Below are 21,610 nucleotides of genomic sequence, written 5' to 3'. Positions count from 1 at the left end.
GCCTCCTTATTCGATTTCTAAAATATCATCATCAACGTTTATGAAATCCCCTTCATTGGCAATGATTTTTGTTACAACGCCATCTTCTTCTGCTGCAATAGGAATTTCCATTTTCATCGACTCTAAAATTGCCACATCTTGTCCTGCTGTCACTTTCTCGCCTTCTGCTACTACGATTTTCCATACTGTTCCTGCCATGCTCGCTTTAACTGTTGCCATTGTAATCCCTCCACATATTTAGTAACTGGGCTGTCTGAAATATTCCTCCAAACAGAAGTTATATGGACAGCCCGAGTCTTTATTTTGTCTCTGCTAATTGAGGTAGATAATAGTCATCCACAAATTTAGTTGTTGTATAGCCCTTTAAAAATTGTTCATGTGTGACTGTTTTTAAAAGCATTGGAATATTCGTTTGAATTCCTTCTACTTTATACGCATTCAATGCTTCAATAAGTCTTTCACACGCAATTGCACGTGTTTCTCCCCACACTACTAATTTGCTAATCATCGGATCATAAAAAGGTGTTACCGCAGTGCCTGCCTCTACGCCACATTCATGGCGAATCCCCTCACCTGTAGGTAATTCAAAAGTCGTGATTGTGCCTGGAGAAGGGAAAAATGTCGAAGGATTTTCAGCATATATGCGTACTTCAATCGCATGCCCATCTCTTTGAATGCTGTCACGTGTAAATGCTAATGATTGTTTTGCAGCAATCTTTAATTGCTCCTCCACAAGATCCAGCTTCGTAATTTCCTCAGTCACTGGATGCTCCACCTGTAGACGCGTATTCATCTCTAAGAAATAAAAGTTTTGCTCTTCATCTACTAAATACTCAATCGTTCCTGCATTAACATACCCAATATGTTGAACTGCCTTGACTGACGCATCTAGCATACGTGTTCTTGTTTCTTCAGAAATAAATGGAGAAGGTGCTTCCTCAACCACTTTTTGATTTCTACGCTGAATCGAGCATTCACGTTCAAATAGTGGTACGACATTGCCATCATGATCCGCAATAATTTGTACCTCGACGTGATGAGGATTAGCAATAAATCGTTCCATATACATCGTGCCATCACCGAAGAATGACTGTGCACGCTTTTGATTCCCCTCGAATGCTTTTGCCAGTTGCTCTGCATTTTCTACTAGCTGCATCCCGATACCCCCACCGCCAGCAGAGGCTTTTAACATAATCGGATAGCCTAGATGGGAAGCAATTTCAATAGCTTCTGTTACATCTTTCACTGATGTCTCTACACCTTCAACAATTGGAACACCGGCTGCCTTCATTGTTTTCCGGGCTTCTAATTTACTACCCATCGAAGCAATAACGTCTGCGCTTGGCCCTATAAATACTAAGCCTGCCTCAGTACAACGTTTAGCAAATTCAGCGTTTTCCGATAATAAGCCGTAGCCAGGATGAACAGCGTCAGCACCGCTTTCCTTCGCCACTTCAAGAATACGATCAATATTTAAATAGCTTTGTGCAACAGGTGGCTTTCCAATACAGAACGCCTCATCAGCATCCTTAACATGTAAGCTTCCAGCATCTGCCTCGGAATACACCGCAACTGTTTGAACATTTAGTCGTTTGCATGTTCTTATAACACGTCTAGCTATCTCTCCACGATTTGCAATTAAAACCTTCTTGAACATAACACCGGCCCCCTTCTTACTTCACTGTTGCTGCAAAATTCTCACGTAATCTATATTTTTGAACCTTCCCTGATGCAGTCATCGGATAGTTGTCGATAAAGAAAATATGCCTTGGGATTTTATGTCTGGAGATTTTATCCCGACAATAATCCCGAATCTCTACCTCTGTTGCCTGCTCTCCTTCTCGTAAAATAATCCAAGCTGCCGCTTCTTCTCCATAAACAGGATCAGGTACACCTGCAACCTGCACATCTGATATTTTTGGATGGGAGTAAAGGAATTCTTCAATCTCTCGTGGATATAAATTTTCACCACCACGAATAATCATGTCTTTTAAACGCCCTGTGACACGCACATAGCCCGCTTCATCCATCGTTGCCAAATCCCCGGTATGCAGCCAGTCGTCCTCATCAATTGCAAGAAGCGTTTCTTCAGGATTTTTATAATAACCTTTCATGACGTGATAGCCTCTCGTACATAGCTCTCCTTGCTCATTCGTCGCAGCTTCTTCGTTTGTACCAGGAATGACGATTTTAACTTCTAGATTTGGCAATGCACGGCCGACTGTTTCCACTTTTAAAGATAACGGGTCATCTGTTCTCGTTTGTGTAATAACAGGTGAGGATTCTGTTTGCCCGTAACAGATCGTAATATCCTTCATCCCCATTTGCTCGATAACAGCCTTCATAACCTCAATAGGACAGTTAGAACCAGCCATTACTCCGGTACGCAATGTTGATAGGTCGAAAGACGAAAAATTCGGTAAATTAAGCTCACTAATAAACATCGTTGGCACACCGTGTAATGCGGTACACTTCTCTTTTTCAACCGTCCGTAGCACCTCGGCAGGTGAAAATTCCTGCACTGGCACCATCATCCCACCACTAGTTGTAATCGCTAATGTTCCAATCACACAGCCAAAACAGTGGAAAAATGGTACAGGTATACATAAACGATCCTCAGACGTTAAACGCATACATTCTGCAATATTTATCGCATTATTAACTAAGTTGTAATGCGTTAACATAACCCCTTTCGGAAAACCTGTCGTTCCCGAAGTATATTGAATATTAATAACATCATCATAATGAAGTGCTTGCTGTCTCTGATCTAATTGCTCCTCTGTTACTTGCTCAGCGGCAGATAAAACATCCGACCAATTAAGCACTCCGGGATATTTCGTCTCGCCAATTAAAATAACATTTTTCAATAAAGGTAGTCGCTCTGATTGCAAATTACCTGGTTCACAATGTTTAAGCTCTGGACATAACTCTTGAAGTGTATTCATAAATGAATGGTCGCGATAATTTTCAATTAAAAATATCGTTGTAGCATCGGATTGCTTTAGTAAATATTCCAACTCACTTGCACGATAATTAGTATTTACGGTAACGATTGGGGCACCCATTTTTCCTGTCCCAAATTGCAGCTGTACCCATTCAGGCACATTTGTCGTCCATACTGCAATATGTTCACCCTTCTCTATTCCAAGAGCCATTAATCCCCTCGCTACTATGCGACTTTGACGATTTAGCTCCTCATATGTCATACGTAAATCTCTATCTGCATACACTAATGCTTCGCGCTGTGGATACTTTGTTGATTGTTCATCTAGCAATCGACCAATAGTTTGATACACAAGTTCCGCCATGAATATCCCCCTTATTTTTACGCTATTTAACTTCTTTCAGCAAAATGTTTTCTGTACCGAAAGCAAAGCGACAGGTACAGAAGTCTCTAGCGGATGTTTAACAGCCAATTAGACGAGAAATAACGAGACGTTGAATTTCAGATGTTCCCTCACCGATTTCCATTAACTTAATGTCACGCAGATGACGCTCTACATCGTATTCTTTCATATACCCTGAACCGCCGTGAATTTGAATTGCTTGATTACACGTACGGAAGCCCATTTCAGAAGCAAATAATTTTGCCATTGCCGCTTCCTTCCCAAATGGTTTCTTTTGATCCTTAAGCCATGCCGCCTTATGTACTAACGTACGCGCAAGCTCTATTTCCATTGCCATATCGGCTAATTTAAATTGTATAGCCTGTAGCTTTGATATGGGTGCACCAAATTGTTCACGTTCTTTTGCGTATTTTAATGCCTTCTCGTAGGCAGCTTGTGCAATCCCTACGGATAATGCAGCAATGGAAATACGTCCTCCATCTAAAGTGTTTAAAAATTGACTAAATCCTCGTTTTTCATCTCCTAAAAGATTGGCTCTTGGTACACGAACATTTTGCAAAACAATCTCACACGTATTGGACCCACGCACTCCCATTTTGTCGTAATTGCAGTTGATCGTTACGCCAGGAGTATTGGTTGGTACTATGATAGATGAGATAATCTTTTTACCATCTTCACGTTTACCTGTCACTGCTGTCACAATAATTTGGCGTGCATGACCAGCATTTGTAATCCAGCATTTTTCACCATTAATGATGTAATCATCACCATCAATTACGGCTGTTGTACGTGTCCCACCAGCATCTGAACCTGCATTAGGCTCAGTTAAGCCAAATGAGCCTAACGTTTCACCCTTCGCTAACGGAACAAGCCATTCCTGCTTTTGCTCCTCTGTACCGAAGTTATAAATAGGTGAAGCACCTAAGCTAACTGCTGCTGCATAGCTTAATCCTGTACCGCCACAGGCACGGCCAATTTCTTCAACAGCGAGCGCGTAGGAAACAGTATCTCCGCCTGAACCGCCGTACTCTTCAGGAAACGGGATCCCTAATAAGCCTAGCTCTGCCATTTTTTCGAAGCTCTCTATTCTCATTGTCGATGTCTCGTCAACCTCACGAGCATACGGTTTAATTTCATTTTCAGCAAAATCACGCACCATGTCTCGAATCATCATTTGCTCTTTCGTTAGTTCAAAGTTCATCCCAATTCCCCCTAATGTCTAATTTGCCATAGCAGATTTCGTTCAGATGACAGTTGCAATAAATCAATGTTGCCTCGGCATAATTGCGTCCGGAATCGTCTTTGTGCCTGCACAAAGAACTCTTTTCCGATTCCATGACATCCGCCGGAGGCTTTAACTACATTTAACGCCGTTGAATGAAATTAATACCGACTAGTCGGTTTGTCTGAACGATTAATAAAACCAGTCATTGTTGCTGGCTACCCCTTTACCATAAATTGAACTGCTTCTTCCATTGCCTGTTCAGTGACAATCGCACGCAATACCATATCCGTAAATACCTCTGTAATTTCCTCCATTGTCAATGGACCTGTTTGTTTAAACCATTTATATGTCCAATTAATCATCCCAACAATAGCCATCGTTACAATAGTACAAGGTAGTTCTGTACGAAAATCCTTCGTTTGCTGGCCTTCCTCTATGACTTTTTGTAAAATATCCCGATATTGATCGCGTTTTTTATGAATAATCTCACTATATTCTTCCGGCAATGAACGACTTTCCTCATAAAAAACCGTTATATGGGCTTGATACATATCAAATACTTGTGTCAGTGTTTGCAGCATTGCACATAAACGTGTAATCGGTGTATCGTATTTGTCATATGCCTCCTGTGACTGTTTAATAACATAAGAAATAAATACATCATGAATTTCATATAACAGTTCATCTTTCGATTTAAAATTATGATAAAATCCACCCTTTGATGCACCAATATATTCAACAATGCGATCAACAGTTACATTGTGATAGCCATCCTGCTGAAACAGTACAACTGAAGCGTCTACAATTCTTTGTTTTAACGTTTTCTTTACCATAGGCATCTATCATCCTTCATATAGCTCTTTACTCCATCACTCTTTATAATCAAGAAAAAACTTTATTACTTAATTCGATTCATCATCAACTTAGTATTAATCTAACTCTTTGTGAAAAATAGTTTTTTCCAAATTATAAAAATACTATGACAATATTAATATAGCATTCACAAAAATTGGTGTCTAGCAACAAATAAGATTTTATGCAAAATTACGAGAATTTATTTTACATAAAACAGAATTTACTTCATAACACAAATAAATAAACACACATTTACTGTATGATTTACACCTTGTTTTCATTACTAAAATTCACAAAAAAAATTCCCTAGCGTTATGCAATGACACGAGGGAATTTCTAAGGACATTTTTACAAGGCTCTCAATATTTTTCGTAGCCTAGATGATGATAGCAATAACTAAGTTAAATCTTAAATATCCTCTGTAGAATATACTCTTCCAACAAATGTTGTGAGTTCTACTAAACTTGCTATTCTTTATAAAGCTCGTAAAATAGCTCTCGTAATAATGTTCACACCTGTAATAAGCCTCTCTCGATTAAACGTCATTTTCGGATGATGTAATCCAGGTGTTACACCACAACCTAAGCCAAGCATTGTTGCTTTCAGGTTGGGACGCTCAAACGTATAAAAATGAAAATCCTCTCCACCAGGTGTGATGACTGGTGAAGCACAAGCTTTTTCACCAACAACGTCTACAATCGCCGCATTCATATGCTGTAATGCCTCGTCATTTACTAATGCTGCAACAACATATGCATCTACCTGCAAGGTAATTTTTGCACCATACATCGCTTCTACCGATGCCTTTACCCGCTCAATACCTTCTGTAATAGCTTGCATTGCTTCATTTGTTTGTGCTCGTGCATCAATGCTAAATGTTGCTTTCCCAGGAATAATATTTGTGGAAGTACTTCCTGTATTAAATTGCGTCATTTTAACTGACGCAGAAACATTCGGGTCCGTCCAAATTTTTTGTAGACCTTCGACAATCGCTGCCCCTATCTCAATAGCATTAATAGCGAGTTCAGGTCGTGCGGCATGCGCTTCTTCCCCAATAATTGTCCCCGTAAAAAGCTTTGCCGTACCATGATATATGGCTGGGGCATATGTGCCGTCCTGTAATTCCATTAACGGACGTACATGGACACCAAATAAGTACTCTAGATTATCAATCAGCCCCTTCTTAGCGAATGCCAGAGCTCCCTGTCCTTTTTCTTCTGCAGGCTGAAAAAGAATACGCACTGCACCAGGAAGTAAATGCTCCATATCCTTTAACACTAGTGCTGTCCCTATAGCCATCGTCATATGACCATCATGACCGCAAGAATGATTAGCCTTAAATTCACCGTCTATTTCCTGCCATAGTGCATCTATATCCGTACGAAATCCGACTCTCGGTGTTCCCTCCCCAATATCTACATAAAGTCCAGTCATATCATCGAACAACTGAGGCTTCATATGCGCATCCTTTAATAGATGTGCAATGTATTGAGTTGTTTTCTGCTCCTGCCAGCTAATTTCTGGATGCTCATGTAGATGTGTAAAAATCTCCATTAATCTTGACTGTAAGTTTTGTAAAACTTGGTTCATTTTATTCAACTCCATCAATTTGCTAAAAAGCTATTTTGGGAATCACCATATTTTACGCGCTAATTTTCATAATAGTCGTGATTTTGTGCCGTTATACTTGCAATTAGTGTATTTGAAAATGAGACGAGAACCAGCATAGCATTAATTGTAGACATTTCTGGCTCATCACCATAACTTGGGGTTGACTATATAAAAAATTCAATAAATTTCCATTGAAGTATAGAAAAAAAGTGAAAACTCACGTATCGTAATTGTTGCTGAGACAAACCACGAGAGGAGTTTTCACTTTGTGTTCTAAGTTTATCAAATTAATTCTACCGTTGCCATCCTTTTTTGAAATCGTTCTGCCATCTGAGGAGGAGCCAAATATTTTTCACGTGGACATTGCGCCACAATCAATAGCTTGTCCAAATTGCCAAGGTCGGACTGTTTGTCATGATCGTGCCCTACGCCGTTTTCGGCATGGCTATGCCTGGCATATTGGTGTGCTTTGGATTGAATTATTTGTGCCTCGCCAACGCTGTAAAAATTGTGGATTTACCTTCACATTTGACTATGGATTAGGGCTTGTTCATTCCTCGACGGAATCGTTTCGTCGTGAAATTACGAAGCGTTGTCATGGTCGCTCGATTGCGTATCAATTTCACACAAGTGCTGTAGTTTCAAAGATAGCTAAAACCGTGATTGTTCGTGAGAAAGCCATGATAGATACCATAAACTCACCTTTCTCCAACGGCATTATGGAAGGCACAAATAATAAAATTAAGCTCATCAAAAGACGTGGTTTTGGCTACCGAAATGATGCCCATCTTTTCCTCCGTTTACGTTTGGAAACAGGTCATTGATTTTGTCATCCCCGGATTTTGGTGATAAGCCACATTTCTTGTAATTTTATTTACAAAGTTGAGACTCCTTCAAGTAAATATTTTGCTCCGTCATCTAGGGCTTTTACGATAAGATTCCTGATTTATTTTGGGGCGACTTACTAAAAAAATGCAAATCGAGTAGGAGGGAGTGATTAACTCCCGACCTCTCCAACCACCGTACGTACGGATCCGTATACGGCGGTTCAATTAAGATGAATAACGCAAGATTTCATAACGAGCTTGCAGACTTTTGAGCCCTTGGTTACTCCAATAAGAGTTATCAAGGGTTCTGTGTAATATTGGACTTTTCGAGATACGCCAGTAACTCTTGCGAGTATTGCCCCATTCGTAAGCCTTCCAGTCTGGAACTCCTAAACGAATGAGGTTGCACACTTTCGTACGAGGCTTTTTCCAATTCTTCCATAAACACATGCGAAGTCTTCTTCTAATCCATCCATCCAGTGATTCAAATATTGATTTCGTATCCGCTAATGCAAAGTAGCCACACCACCCAATTAAATATTGATTCAATTGTTGAATTCGGTACTCCATTGGAAATGGCTTCTTTCTAGCTGTTAATTCCCGAATTTTGTTCTTCATTCGCTTTATGCTCTCTTTCGCAATTCGAACTTGTGGTTCTTTGCGGGAGGTAAAGCTAAATCCTAGGAATTTACGTTGCCAAGGACGAGCCACTGCGGATTTCTTCTCATTTATTTTCAATCGTAGCGTCTTCTCAATAAAGGTTTTGATACTTGCCATCACTCGTTCTCCTGCTCGTTTTGTTTTCACATAAATATTGCAGTCATCGGCGTAACGGACAAATTTATGACCACGTTTCTCTAATTCTTTGTCTAATTCATCCAGCACAATATTTGAGAGAAGTGGACTCAGTGGGCCCCCTTGGGGTGTTCCTTCATCTGTATCATAAACGACACCATTTATCATGACACCCGATTGTAAGTATCTACGAATCAGCTTGAGTAGAGGTTTATCAGAAATTTTCTTCGCTAATGTACTCATTAGACGGTCATGGTTTACTTTGTCGAAGAATTTCTCTAAGTCCATATCTACTACCCAGCGGTATCCTTCTTTTATATGACCTTTGGCTTCTCGGATTGCATCGTGAGCACTTCGTTTTGGTCGAAATCCGTAACTATGATTCGAGAAGTTCGGGTCATATAGGTTGGATAGCACTTGGGCAATCGCCTGTTGAATGAGTCGGTCTGTCACGGTTGGGATTCCTAATAGTCGCACACCGCCGTCAGGTTTCGGGATTTCGATTCTGCGAACTGGTTGTGGTTGGTAGGTTCCCTCAAGAATTTGCTTCTTAATCGTTAGCCAGTTTTCGACTACATGCTGTCGTAGGAATTTTACGGGCATTTTGTCTACTCCATGACTCCCTTTGTTTCGTTCCACCCGTTTGAGTGCGAGAAGCAGATTCTCCCGTGATAATATTTGATTCATTAGCATCTCGTTCGACTCCTCCGTGAATAGCTTGTCTTCTTATAACAGTTTCTACTGCACCCGCTCAATGTCCCTCATGGGATTCACCATTACCTCCATTAAGTCGGTCCTTCTGGATTTTCTGTGTTTACCATAGAAAACTGCATGCCAAGGGCTATTCTCTCCGAATTGTTCGGTCCTTCCCATTCATTCTAGAAGTGAATGGTACTATGACCTCTGCTGACTTCTGATGGTTCAGCTACCTATCGCTAAGTAGGTTACAAAGTGTACTTTGCGTTTCCATCAGACCTCCCCGGGTAAGCGCATGCACTTTCACACCATCTATCCGCCTCATTTACTCGATATGACCTTCGACAGAAAGGACTTTGTGTTGTTATGCACACTCATCCAATCATACCTAGCCTTATATGAGATTCGTGTTCCTCGGACCGGTGTTTTGCCTCCAGCTTCCTTCAGATTCCGCGTCGCCACGGACACCCTTGCTCTTGGCTAACCTCTACTTCTGTCTTCGGGGTTCGGGACTTGCACCCTATAGTTCATACGCATGCCGGGCGCACATAAAAAAAGCCAAGGAATAAATCCTCGACTTTTTAGGTGCCTAGCGACGTCCTACTCTCACAGGGGGAAGCCCCCAACTACCATCGGCGCTAAAGAGCTTAACTTCCGTGTTCGGTATGGGAACGGGTGTGACCTCTTTGCCATCATCACTAGACATATGAAAGAAATTATTCTTTCAAAACTGGATAAACGTGCATTGAATGTTTCAAACATTGTGGTTAAGTCCTCGATCGATTAGTATTCGTCAGCTCCATGTGTCACCACACTTCCACCTCGAACCTATCTACCTCATCGTCTTTGAGGGATCTTACTTACTTGCGTAATGGGAAATCTCATCTTGAGGGGGGCTTCATGCTTAGATGCTTTCAGCACTTATCCCGTCCACACATAGCTACCCAGCGATGCCTTTGGCAAGACAACTGGTACACCAGCGGTGTGTCCATCCCGGTCCTCTCGTACTAAGGACAGCTCCTCTCAAATTTCCTACGCCCACGACGGATAGGGACCGAACTGTCTCACGACGTTCTGAACCCAGCTCGCGTACCGCTTTAATGGGCGAACAGCCCAACCCTTGGGACCGACTACAGCCCCAGGATGCGATGAGCCGACATCGAGGTGCCAAACCTCCCCGTCGATGTGGACTCTTGGGGGAGATAAGCCTGTTATCCCCGGGGTAGCTTTTATCCGTTGAGCGATGGCCCTTCCATGCGGAACCACCGGATCACTAAGCCCGTCTTTCGACCCTGCTCGACTTGTAGGTCTCGCAGTCAAGCTCCCTTGTGCCTTTACACTCTACGAATGATTTCCAACCATTCTGAGGGAACCTTTGGGCGCCTCCGTTACCTTTTAGGAGGCGACCGCCCCAGTCAAACTGTCCGCCTGACACTGTCTCCTACCCCGCTAAGGGGCATGGGTTAGAATTTCAATACAACCAGGGTAGTATCCCACCGACGCCTCCTTCGAAGCTGGCGCTCCGAGATCTCTGGCTCCTACCTATCCTGTACAAGTTGTACCAAAATTCAATATCAGGCTACAGTAAAGCTCCACGGGGTCTTTCCGTCCTGTCGCGGGTAACCTGCATCTTCACAGGTACTATAATTTCACCGAGTCTCTCGTTGAGACAGTGCCCAGATCGTTACGCCTTTCGTGCGGGTCGGAACTTACCCGACAAGGAATTTCGCTACCTTAGGACCGTTATAGTTACGGCCGCCGTTTACTGGGGCTTCAATTCGCAGCTTCGCTTGCGCTAACCACTCCTCTTAACCTTCCAGCACCGGGCAGGCGTCAGCCCCTATACGTCACCTTACGGTTTTGCAGAGACCTGTGTTTTTGCTAAACAGTCGCCTGGGCCTATTCACTGCGGCTCTCATGCGCTTGCACGCTCAAGAGCACCCCTTCTCCCGAAGTTACGGGGTCATTTTGCCGAGTTCCTTAACGAGAGTTCTCTCGCACACCTTAGGATTCTCTCCTCGACTACCTGTGTCGGTTTGCGGTACGGGCACCTCTCACCTCGATAGAGGCTTTTCTTGGCAGTGTGAAATCAGGAACTTCGTCCATACGGACTCGCCATCACAGCTCAACGTTACAGTGTGCGGATTTGCCTACACACACGCCTTACTGCTTGGACGCGCACAACCAACGGCGCGCTTACCCTATCCTACTGCGTCCCCCCATTTCTCAAACGGTGAGGAGGTGGTACAGGAATATCAACCTGTTGTCCATCGCCTACGCCTATCGGCCTCGGCTTAGGTCCCGACTAACCCTGAGCGGACGAGCCTTCCTCAGGAAACCTTAGTCATACGGTGGACGGGATTCTCACCCGTCTTTCGCTACTCATACCGGCATTCTCACTTCTAAGCGCTCCACCAGTCCTTCCGATCTGACTTCAACGCACTTAGAACGCTCTCCTACCACTGACATCATAGATGTCAATCCACAGCTTCGGTGAATCGTTTAGCCCCGATACATTTTCGGCGCAGCGTCACTCGACCAGTGAGCTATTACGCACTCTTTAAATGATGGCTGCTTCTAAGCCAACATCCTGGTTGTCTGTGCAACGCCACATCCTTTTCCACTTAACGATTACTTTGGGACCTTAGCTGGTGGTCTGGGCTGTTTCCCTTTTGACTACGGATCTTATCACTCGCAGTCTGACTCCCGTGTATAAATATCTGGCATTCGGAGTTTGTCTGAATTCGGTAAACCGGGATGGCCCCCTAGTCCAAACAGTGCTCTACCTCCAGTATTCTCATCACGAGGCTAGCCCTAAAGCTATTTCGGAGAGAACCAGCTATCTCCAAGTTCGATTGGAATTTCTCCGCTACCCACACCTCATCCCCGCACTTTTCAACGTGCGTGGGTTCGGGCCTCCAGTAAGTGTTACCTCACCTTCACCCTGGACATGGGTAGATCACCTGGTTTCGGGTCTACGACCACGTACTAATTCGCCCTATTCAGACTCGCTTTCGCTGCGGCTCCGCCTTCTAAAGCTTAACCTCGCACGTAATCGTAACTCGCCGGTTCATTCTACAAAAGGCACGCTATCACCCATTAACGGGCTCTAACTACTTGTAGGCACACGGTTTCAGGATCTCTTTCACTCCCCTTCCGGGGTGCTTTTCACCTTTCCCTCACGGTACTGGTTCACTATCGGTCACTAGGTAGTATTTAGCCTTGGGAGATGGTCCTCCCGGATTCCGACGGAATTTCACGTGTTCCGCCGTACTCAGGATCCACTCAGGAGAGAACGAACTTTCGACTACAGGGCTTTTACCTGCTCTGGCGGACCTTTCCAAGTCGCTTCATCTAACTCGCTCTTTTGTAACTCCGTATAGAGTGTCCTACAACCCCAAGAGGCAAGCCTCTTGGTTTGGGCTCTTCCCGTTTCGCTCGCCGCTACTCAGGGAATCGATTTTTCTTTCTCTTCCTCCAGGTACTTAGATGTTTCAGTTCCCTGGGTCTGCCTTCAAGACGCTATGAATTCACGTCAAGATACTACGCGATTAAACGTAGTGGGTTCCCCCATTCGGAAATCTCCGGATCAAAGCTCACTTACAGCTCCCCGAAGCATATCGGTGTTAGTGCCGTCCTTCTTCGGCTCCTAGTGCCAAGGCATTCGCCGTGCGCCCTTAATAACTTAACCAAGTTATTAAGCCTATAAAAAAACTTAAAAAATAAATGTGTTTGTTACAATTTCAATGTCGTTTTATCCAGTTTTCAAAGAACAAGTTTTGAAGTATTTCATTCGTAAGAATGAACCTTCAAAACTGAACGCAAAACGTAATCTTACAAACCCTAGGTTTGTATTCCGAAAATATCCTTAGAAAGGAGGTGATCCAGCCGCACCTTCCGATACGGCTACCTTGTTACGACTTCACCCCAATCATCTATCCCACCTTCGGCGGCTGGCTCCAAAAGGTTACCCCACCGACTTCGGGTGTTACAAACTCTCGTGGTGTGACGGGCGGTGTGTACAAGGCCCGGGAACGTATTCACCGCGGCATGCTGATCCGCGATTACTAGCGATTCCGGCTTCATGTAGGCGAGTTGCAGCCTACAATCCGAACTGAGAACGACTTTATCGGATTAGCTCCCTCTCGCGAGTTGGCAACCGTTTGTATCGTCCATTGTAGCACGTGTGTAGCCCAGGTCATAAGGGGCATGATGATTTGACGTCATCCCCACCTTCCTCCGGTTTGTCACCGGCAGTCACCTTAGAGTGCCCAACTAAATGATGGCAACTAAGATCAAGGGTTGCGCTCGTTGCGGGACTTAACCCAACATCTCACGACACGAGCTGACGACAACCATGCACCACCTGTCACCGTTGTCCCCGAAGGGAAAACCATATCTCTACAGTGGTCAACGGGATGTCAAGACCTGGTAAGGTTCTTCGCGTTGCTTCGAATTAAACCACATGCTCCACCGCTTGTGCGGGCCCCCGTCAATTCCTTTGAGTTTCAGTCTTGCGACCGTACTCCCCAGGCGGAGTGCTTAATGCGTTAGCTGCAGCACTAAGGGGCGGAAACCCCCTAACACTTAGCACTCATCGTTTACGGCGTGGACTACCAGGGTATCTAATCCTGTTTGCTCCCCACGCTTTCGCGCCTCAGCGTCAGTTACAGACCAGAAAGTCGCCTTCGCCACTGGTGTTCCTCCAAATCTCTACGCATTTCACCGCTACACTTGGAATTCCACTTTCCTCTTCTGCACTCAAGTCCCCCAGTTTCCAATGACCCTCCACGGTTGAGCCGTGGGCTTTCACATCAGACTTAAAGGACCGCCTGCGCGCGCTTTACGCCCAATAATTCCGGACAACGCTTGCCACCTACGTATTACCGCGGCTGCTGGCACGTAGTTAGCCGTGGCTTTCTAATAAGGTACCGTCAAGGTACAGCCAGTTACTACTGTACTTGTTCTTCCCTTACAACAGAGTTTTACGATCCGAAAACCTTCTTCACTCACGCGGCGTTGCTCCATCAGGCTTTCGCCCATTGTGGAAGATTCCCTACTGCTGCCTCCCGTAGGAGTCTGGGCCGTGTCTCAGTCCCAGTGTGGCCGATCACCCTCTCAGGTCGGCTACGCATCGTCGCCTTGGTGAGCCGTTACCTCACCAACTAGCTAATGCGCCGCGGGCCCATCTTATAGCGACAGCCGAAACCGTCTTTCAGTATTTCACCATGAGGTAAAATAGATTATTCGGTATTAGCCCCGGTTTCCCGGAGTTATCCCAAACTATAAGGTAGGTTGCCCACGTGTTACTCACCCGTCCGCCGCTAACGTCAAAGGAGCAAGCTCCTTCTCTGTTCGCTCGACTTGCATGTATTAGGCACGCCGCCAGCGTTCGTCCTGAGCCAGGATCAAACTCTCCATAAAAAGAAATTTGATTAGCTCAAATTGTTTTGCTGGCATCATGTTTGATGTCCAAAATTTTGTTTCGTTCACCAACTCAAGGTTAGCTACTAAAAACTTTATTGATTACGTTTTGCTTGTTCAGTTTTCAAGGTTCATTTCGTTACCGTTTCGCAACAGCAACTCTTATATAATATCACGCCTCAAACTTTCTGTCAACAACTAATTTATTTAAATTTGATTGTTTTTCAGTAGTTGTCTTGACGACTTGTATAATACTACACCCTTAATTTAAAAAGGTCAACACTTTTCCTGAAAAAAATTTATACTTTATCATTTCATTGAAAAACTTCCTATTATAATGTTTGCAAAAAAATTATACCTGAATCCCTCATAGCAATCTAAAGTTTGTGGATTTTCATAAGTTTTTTAGTGAAGCCCACAATCCGATTTGGGATAAACTCCACCCTTTGTGCGATGTCGATTTTAAAAAAAGGTTATTTGATTTCTAATTGTTGCACTTGGGTCAGTACGTCCCAAAAGAAATATGCATACACGAAGCTAGAAGACAATTTAAAGTACCGTGAGCGTCCAAATTCACGAAAAACAAGATGACCGCTATCCGAAGAAAGCGCACCTCCATCATTAGATAATTTGATAGAACGATTAATGTAAGGAAATTTGCGATAAAGTAGTCATCATAAGAATCCTTTCTTTGGTGTTTGTTTGGTCGCAACAACCTTAACAGAAATGGATTCTTTCTTTTTATTAAGTGAAAAAGAGAATCCCACAGAAAAGCTGATAGGTCAGTTTTTCTGTGGGGTTTTTTATATGTTGATGAATAATCTAGGTTGTATAATAAAAAGAAAGAATATTACGATATTCAGTAAAGTGTAAAACGGGTGATTAAAATGAAAAAGATTATGGTTGTCGGGGCATCTGGAGTTCTTGGTCAATTAGTTTGTAGTGAATTATTAAGAATATTTGATAATCAAATAAGGTTAATAGTGACAGACTATAAAACTGAACGAGGAGAAACATTAGCGAATTCTTTTAAAACCGATGTTCAATTCCAATATTTAGATGCAAATGAAGAGGAAAATGTAAAGCAAGTAATAAAAAATATTGATATTGTAGTTGTAGTGTTGAAACAAAAACATCCATATATTCAAAAAGCATGTATAAAAAATAAAATATTATGTCTAGATGTTACACCATATTATGACTTTGTAGAGAAAGTTAACGAACTTAATGAAGATGCAGAAAATAATGATGTAGGTTCAGTTGTAATGTCTGGATTTTTCCCTGGATTATCAGGCTTAATGGTAAAAAAGGCTATTTCAAATTTTTCAGAAGTGACAGAGATAAATGTTGGTTTATTACAAAATACAAATGCTAAAGCTGGGATTTCCGGAATTTTAGATATGTTAAATATAATTGCTAAACCAGTAAAGTTTGAAAACAAAGTAATATCTGGATTTACTAATAAAAGAAAAATGGATTTCCTTCATCACCTTAAAGAAAAAGAGGTAAGATGTATAGACCATTCAGAAAAAGCTATCTTAAAAGAAACGTTAGACATTAACTCTATAAATTATTGGACTTCTTGGAATGATAATGCCTTCAATAAGCTGGTATCTTTTTTAAGACAAGTTGGCTTCATAAAAAATGTTCATAAGTACAAGGATTTTCTTTCAAAGGTAGTAAAACATAAACCTCATAAAAATGAAAATGCTTTTCTTACCGTTGAGGTAAAAGGAATAATCGATAATAAAGAAAAGGTAAAAATATTAGCCCTATCTACATTTTCTGATTATCACACGACAGCAATGGCAACTGCTTCCTTAGCAAAAATAGCTCAACAAAAAAATGTGAAAGGTGTAGTGTATCCTTTTGAAATAACAGATATAGATGAATTGTTCTCCGAAATAAACTGTCCCGACATTGTCATCGAGGAATTTGAAAAATAAAGGATTACATTAGGTGGTTAGCTAAACAACCTAACCTTTTATAGTGAAATCAAACAGCTTATAAAATCGAAAAAATGTGCAAATCTAAAATCAGATTTGCACATTTTTTTCCTATTCATCAAACTTCATCCCTTTTAATAAATCCGCAAATGCATTATTCATCGGTTCCGCTTCTTTTTCTTGCTGCTTCATGTATTTTTGTACACTACGCTTATCTACTTTGCCACCGCCTTCTTTTTTACGACGGGCTTCAAATGCAGACAATTTTTCACGATATCCACATTTACATACGAAGATTTGGCCATCACCTTCACCACGTAGTTCTAGCTTTTTCTTACATTGTGGGCATCGTGCATTTGTGACGCGTGATACGTTTTTACGGTGACCACATTCACGATCTTGGCAAACAAGCATTTTGCCTTTTTTACCGTTTACCTCAAGCATTGGCTTACCACAATCTGGACAAGACTTTGTTGAGATATTGTCATGTTTATATTTTTTATCGCTCGATTTAATTTCAGCGACTATTTCTTTCGTGTGCTTTTTCATTTCATTGATAAACACGTCTTTTTTCAACTTACCTTTTGAAATTAGCTCAAGCTTTTGCTCCCACTCGGCTGTTGTCATTGGGGAACGTAATTCTTCAGGTACTAAATCAAGTAATTGACGACCTTTTGAAGTAATATAAATTTCTTTGCCGCCACTACGTTTTTCAATTAAGAATGAATTAAATAGCTTTTCGATAATATCAGCCCGTGTTGCGACTGTCCCTAGTCCACCTGTTGATTTTAATGTATCTACAAGCTTCTTGTCGTTCGTTTCCATATACTTCGTAGGATTTTCCATAGCTGATAACAAAGTTGCCTCTGTAAAACGTGCTGGTGGTTTTGTTTGACCAGATGTTTGAGCAATTAGCTTTGTTTTTAACATTTGTCCTTGTTCTAAACGAGGAAGCAGTTGCTCTTTTACATCATCCGTTGATTCTTCATCATCAAAATGATTTTGATATACTTCCTTCCATCCAGCATTTGTCACGGTTTTCCCCTTGGCAATAAATTTCTCATTACCGATTTGAGCTTGTACTGTTAATTGCTCATATTCTTGCGCTGGGAATAATACAGCTAAAAATCGTTTTACTACTAAATCATAAATTTTACGCTCTTTATCATTGAATGCAGATAAATTCACATAGCCTTCAGTTGGAATGATCGCATGGTGATCGGATACTTTATTATCATCTACAAATGATTTATTCGCTTTAATCGGCTTTGTTAAGATTTTATTTGTTAATGTACGATATTCGCCAATGCCACATGCTTTTAGGCGCTCAGGCAATGTACCTACAATATCAGATGATAAATAACGTGAATCCGTACGAGGGTATGTTAGCACTTTATGAGATTCATATAGCTTTTGCATAATATTTAATGTTTCTTTTGCAGAATAGCCAAATAGTTTATTGGCATCACGTTGTAATTCTGTTAAATCATAAAGACCTGGGGCAAATGATTTTTTAGGCTTGCGGTCAATTGAAACAATTTTTGCATCTTGGTTGCCCAATGCTTTGACAATAACGTCGGTCTTTTCTTTATTAAAGCTACGTGAATTTCCGTTTGCATCTTGCCATGTCAGCTTTAAAGAATCTGTTTGCGCTTCAATTCCGTAATACGTTTGTGGTTTGAAGTTTTTAATTTCATCTTCGCGTGCAGCAATAATCGCAACAGTTGGAGTTTGCACACGTCCACAGTTCAGCTGTGCATTAAATCTTGTTGTTAATGCACGTGTCGCGTTTAATCCGATATACCAGTCCGCCTCAGAACGTGCGACCGCAGCAGCATATAAATTATCGTAGTTTTTACCTGGTTTTAAATTAGCAAATCCCTCTTTGATAGCTTTATCTGTAACAGATGAAATCCATAAACGTTTAAGCGGCTTTTTCACATTGGCCTTTTCTATAATCCAACGTGCAACTAATTCCCCTTCACGACCAGCATCAGTAGCTACAATGATTTCATTTACATCATTACGAGTTAACTGTGATTTGACTGCATTAAATTGCTTACCCGTTTGCTTCATAACTACTAGCTTCATGCGTTCTGGCAACATTGGAAGATCTTCTAAATTCCATGTTTTATATTTATTATCGTAGGCTTCTGGATCGGCTAATGTTACTAAATGCCCTAATGCCCAAGTAACAATATATTTGTCACCCTCTAAAAATCCGTTCCCCTTTTTATTGCATTTCAATACATTTGCTATATCACGTGCAACTGAAGGTTTTTCAGCAATAACTACACTTTTAACCATATATTCGTACTCCTTTACTAACTATGTACTGTCTAATATACCATAAGTTCAGGGTGGAAATTGAGTAGGGCCACTACTTAGTCTTCATAATAGTCATTGTGGGAGAACTGATCGGGTTGAGCGGAAAAATGATCGGGTATGCCAAAGAACTGATCGGGTTGACCGGAAAAATGATCGGGTATGCCAAAGAACTGATCAGGTACGCCCGAAAACTGATCAGGTACATCATAGAACTGATCAGGTATGCCAGAAAACTGATCAGGCCAGACGAAATTTAAAAAGCAAATTCACGCTAATTGTAAATTTGCTCTTTTTCTATGCTTCAAAAAAATGTTTACGATGAACTGCATACTCTAACTGTCAAAACATATGTTGAGTTAACAGAATGTTCACAAATTCGAAAGGGGATGGATGAATGGATGCTCGAACTTTCAGACCTCGGAATGTGATTTTTATGACGATTGTTGTTTTTGTATCGGTGTTAATTGGTTACGGTATATATATTAATTTTATTGATGTTCCCTTTCCATGACGGCTTTACTTCTTTAACTGACTTAACAAGTATTTTCGGTTGTCTAGTATGCGCTGATCATTTGGCTTATATTTCCGTGCTTCCTCATTATGTTGGTGTGCATTTTCATAGAGTCGCAACCGATTGTATAACAGGCTTAGCTGTAAATGTGGAAGCCATGTAGAATAAGCGTGCTTGTGAATAGCCATTGTCTGTTCTATAGGTTGCTGCAGTGCTTGTGAATACCAATAAATCGCTTCTTTATTTTTCAATTGCTCCATAAAAAAATGACCAATTCGACAGCATGTTTCTGGTCTTGGTCGATCATATAGTAATGATTGTAAAATAGCTTGGGTTGCTTGTTTTGAATCATGTAGCTGTTGGTGGCAATCTGCTAAATTTAAGCAAGCCTGAATATTGTCATCAGTAGAGCCTAGTTTGGAATCTAGGAAAATATGATAGTGATTTATAGCTTCTAAAAATCGCTGATGATTTTTGAGCTCATTTGCGAAATGAAATGTTTCTCTAGCTGAAAATGGGTGCCCTTCTTTCTTTAAACGCTCATAAATAAGAATATTGCGATGAACATCGCTTTTTCTTGGCAAATGCGTAACCGCTATATCGCTATGATAGAGCTTGCCTGATACATCTAAATACTCATGGACGGCACCCTGCCACTGAAAATTACTTGCACGTTTGACAAGACGAAATCTTTTTTCACTAGACTCTACACAGCCATCTGTATCAAGCGTTACATAATATTCCATTGAAACAACATCGACGTTAGGATAGAGAGATTGCTTAAGCTGAAGTAACTTGCGCTGATGTTCTGTTGTGATTACATCATCTGCATCAAGCCATAAAATATAATCTTTCGTTGCTTGCTGGAAGGAAAAGTTTCGGGCTTTGGAAAAATCATCACACCATGTAAAGTCAAAAATTCTAGAGGTATAGTTTTGGACGATATCTTTTGTACGATCAGTTGAGCCTGTATCAATAATATTGATTTCATCCACTAAATGTTGAACAGAATCTAGGCATCTTTCAATAATACATTCTTCATTTTTGACAATCATACATAAACTAATCGTTAGCATCTGTCCCCTCCTTTTTTTGTATTAATATATGCAAGCTTGAAAATTTATCAAGGCATTTTTCCATTTTATCGTCCTATTTTTTAATTTATCGCTCAACTTTTTGAATTTATCACCTAACTTTTTATATTTATCACCCAACTTTTCCGTTTTATCGACAGCCACCTCAAAAAGCACAAAAAAACGAACGCGATACACGTTCGTTTTTTTGTCTTATAAATATTTTTCACGCCATTGTAGTTGTTCTTTTTCTGTGAGCTGTTGTTCTAAATTAGGATCCCATTGATTTAACAGGGCATTCCATACACGAACAAAGACAATATCCTGCTCTTTGTCGTGAAGGACAAATTCAAGGCACGGGATATCGTTAATTTGTTTAGCGTCTGTTTGCACAATTTTTGAAATGATTTTTTGAGACGCTCCAGCTCCAGCTTCTTCGTCATCACCTTGCTGCAATGCGTCTATTAACATCGCCTCTTCGAATTGCTCCTGCTTCTCAGCCTCTTGATCCACATAGCGATATAGCTTTGGTAGATCGTCATATTCTTCCATATTGTCCTCGTCGACAGCAAGAAATGCAAGATGGCATGGACTATAGTAAAGGTTGGCCATTTCAACATCTAGCTCCTCTTCAAAGATGCCACGTTCCAGTTGCTGCTGCCCTTTAAATGTTAATCTATAGAAGTTTTCCTGTTGCTCAATAAGACTTACTCGAGACATTAAAGATACTAGATCCTCAATAAATAATGGATCGACTAGCAATAACTCACTTAAATCTTGTGTACTTGCAAAATCCGCTTCCTGTATGCTAATTAACAACATCGTCATCAAGACATCCATAGTGGAACGACGAACGGGCTCATAGGTCACTTCTACTGTGCGAATCGGAATACACCATTCATCGGTTTTGACGATTTTAATATTTCGATTTTGCTGAAGTTCACGCATTAAGCGCTGCTGTAATTTTGACAC

The 21,610-nt window shown here is 41.4% G+C and carries 12 protein-coding genes, 3 rRNA genes and 1 pseudogene; 2 read left to right on the top strand and 14 right to left on the bottom strand.

What is annotated here, in order from left to right; translation table 11 throughout:
- Positions 1–6: 6 nt before the first annotated feature.
- The 6 genes from QUF91_RS03055 to QUF91_RS03030 form a co-directional block, all read right to left on the bottom strand.
- Complete coding sequence (locus QUF91_RS03055) at positions 7–219, bottom strand: acetyl-CoA carboxylase biotin carboxyl carrier protein subunit (protein WP_031418413.1); 213 nt, start codon at positions 217–219, stop codon at positions 7–9.
- Between the two features lie 79 nt (positions 220–298).
- Positions 299–1,657, bottom strand: a complete 1,359-nt coding sequence (locus QUF91_RS03050) for an acetyl-CoA carboxylase biotin carboxylase subunit (RefSeq protein WP_289416812.1) — start codon at positions 1,655–1,657, stop codon at positions 299–301.
- Positions 1,658–1,673: 16 nt separating this feature from the next.
- Positions 1,674–3,308, bottom strand: coding sequence for an AMP-binding protein (locus tag QUF91_RS03045; protein WP_289416811.1), 1,635 nt, complete (start codon positions 3,306–3,308; stop codon positions 1,674–1,676).
- A gap of 97 nt (positions 3,309–3,405) precedes the next feature.
- Positions 3,406–4,548 (bottom strand): acyl-CoA dehydrogenase, encoded by a 1,143-nt coding sequence (locus QUF91_RS03040; protein ID WP_053484555.1) that lies wholly within the window; start codon positions 4,546–4,548, stop codon positions 3,406–3,408.
- 239 nt (positions 4,549–4,787) lie between these two features.
- Complete coding sequence (locus QUF91_RS03035; protein ID WP_289416810.1) at positions 4,788–5,405, bottom strand: TetR/AcrR family transcriptional regulator; 618 nt, start codon at positions 5,403–5,405, stop codon at positions 4,788–4,790.
- 496 nt (positions 5,406–5,901) lie between these two features.
- Positions 5,902–7,017, bottom strand: a complete 1,116-nt coding sequence (locus tag QUF91_RS03030) for a M20 peptidase aminoacylase family protein (RefSeq protein ID WP_289416809.1) — start codon at positions 7,015–7,017, stop codon at positions 5,902–5,904.
- A 287-nt stretch (positions 7,018–7,304) separates the two neighbouring features.
- Here QUF91_RS03030 and QUF91_RS03025 point away from each other — a divergent pair, with 287 nt between their 5' ends.
- Entirely contained in the window at positions 7,305–7,862 is a 558-nt protein-coding gene (locus QUF91_RS03025; protein ID WP_483308075.1) for a transposase, read from the top strand.
- A gap of 228 nt (positions 7,863–8,090) precedes the next feature.
- Here the strand turns inward: QUF91_RS03025 and ltrA are convergent, their stop codons facing one another.
- The 5 genes and pseudogenes from ltrA to QUF91_RS28265 all read right to left on the bottom strand — a co-directional run.
- A complete protein-coding gene (ltrA, locus tag QUF91_RS03020) occupies positions 8,091–9,353 on the bottom strand; it encodes a group II intron reverse transcriptase/maturase (RefSeq protein WP_289416808.1) in 1,263 nt (420 codons plus the stop codon).
- A gap of 590 nt (positions 9,354–9,943) precedes the next feature.
- Positions 9,944–10,059: ribosomal RNA gene (gene rrf / locus QUF91_RS03015) — 5S ribosomal RNA — on the bottom strand.
- Between the two features lie 60 nt (positions 10,060–10,119).
- A 23S ribosomal RNA gene (locus QUF91_RS03010) occupies positions 10,120–13,047 on the bottom strand.
- A 181-nt stretch (positions 13,048–13,228) separates the two neighbouring features.
- Positions 13,229–14,780: ribosomal RNA gene (locus QUF91_RS03005) — 16S ribosomal RNA — on the bottom strand.
- Together the 16S, 23S and 5S rRNA genes form the textbook arrangement of a ribosomal RNA operon.
- A 527-nt stretch (positions 14,781–15,307) precedes the next feature.
- Positions 15,308–15,455, bottom strand: a pseudogene (locus QUF91_RS28265) (IS1380 family transposase); the annotation flags it as partial.
- Between the two features lie 212 nt (positions 15,456–15,667).
- On the opposite strand from QUF91_RS28265, the gene QUF91_RS03000 reads away from it, so the two are divergent.
- On the top strand, positions 15,668–16,726 hold the full coding sequence (locus QUF91_RS03000; protein ID WP_289416807.1) for a saccharopine dehydrogenase family protein: 1,059 nt from the start codon (positions 15,668–15,670) through the stop codon (positions 16,724–16,726).
- A 111-nt stretch (positions 16,727–16,837) separates the two neighbouring features.
- Here the strand turns inward: QUF91_RS03000 and QUF91_RS02995 are convergent, their stop codons facing one another.
- From QUF91_RS02995 to QUF91_RS02985, 3 genes are all read right to left on the bottom strand, one after another.
- The gene (locus QUF91_RS02995) at positions 16,838–19,033 is read right to left on the bottom strand and encodes a DNA topoisomerase III (protein ID WP_285397480.1); all 2,196 of its coding nucleotides are present in this window, start codon (positions 19,031–19,033) and stop codon (positions 16,838–16,840) included.
- Positions 19,034–19,570: 537 nt separating this feature from the next.
- Complete coding sequence (locus QUF91_RS02990) at positions 19,571–20,641, bottom strand: glycosyltransferase (protein ID WP_289416806.1); 1,071 nt, start codon at positions 20,639–20,641, stop codon at positions 19,571–19,573.
- A 210-nt stretch (positions 20,642–20,851) separates the two neighbouring features.
- Complete coding sequence (locus QUF91_RS02985; protein ID WP_289416805.1) at positions 20,852–21,610, bottom strand: hypothetical protein; 759 nt, start codon at positions 21,608–21,610, stop codon at positions 20,852–20,854.

This window comes from Lysinibacillus sp. G4S2 (assembly GCF_030348505.1).
Classification (GTDB): domain Bacteria; phylum Bacillota; class Bacilli; order Bacillales_A; family Planococcaceae; genus Lysinibacillus.
This window is presented reverse-complemented; position numbering and strand designations above follow the sequence as displayed.

Coding starts and splice junctions, on each gene's coding strand:
- QUF91_RS03055 (WP_031418413.1), bottom strand. CDS start 219: ATGGCAACAGTTAAAGCGAGCATGGCAGGAACAGTATGGAAAATCGTA.
- QUF91_RS03050 (WP_289416812.1), bottom strand. CDS start 1,657: ATGTTCAAGAAGGTTTTAATTGCAAATCGTGGAGAGATAGCTAGACGT.
- QUF91_RS03045 (WP_289416811.1), bottom strand. CDS start 3,308: ATGGCGGAACTTGTGTATCAAACTATTGGTCGATTGCTAGATGAACAA.
- QUF91_RS03040 (WP_053484555.1), bottom strand. CDS start 4,548: ATGAACTTTGAACTAACGAAAGAGCAAATGATGATTCGAGACATGGTG.
- QUF91_RS03035 (WP_289416810.1), bottom strand. CDS start 5,405: ATGGTAAAGAAAACGTTAAAACAAAGAATTGTAGACGCTTCAGTTGTA.
- QUF91_RS03030 (WP_289416809.1), bottom strand. CDS start 7,017: ATGAACCAAGTTTTACAAAACTTACAGTCAAGATTAATGGAGATTTTT.
- ltrA (WP_289416808.1), bottom strand. CDS start 9,353: ATGCTAATGAATCAAATATTATCACGGGAGAATCTGCTTCTCGCACTC.
- QUF91_RS03000 (WP_289416807.1), top strand. CDS start 15,668: ATGAAAAAGATTATGGTTGTCGGGGCATCTGGAGTTCTTGGTCAATTA.
- QUF91_RS02995 (WP_285397480.1), bottom strand. CDS start 19,033: ATGGTTAAAAGTGTAGTTATTGCTGAAAAACCTTCAGTTGCACGTGAT.
- QUF91_RS02990 (WP_289416806.1), bottom strand. CDS start 20,641: ATGCTAACGATTAGTTTATGTATGATTGTCAAAAATGAAGAATGTATT.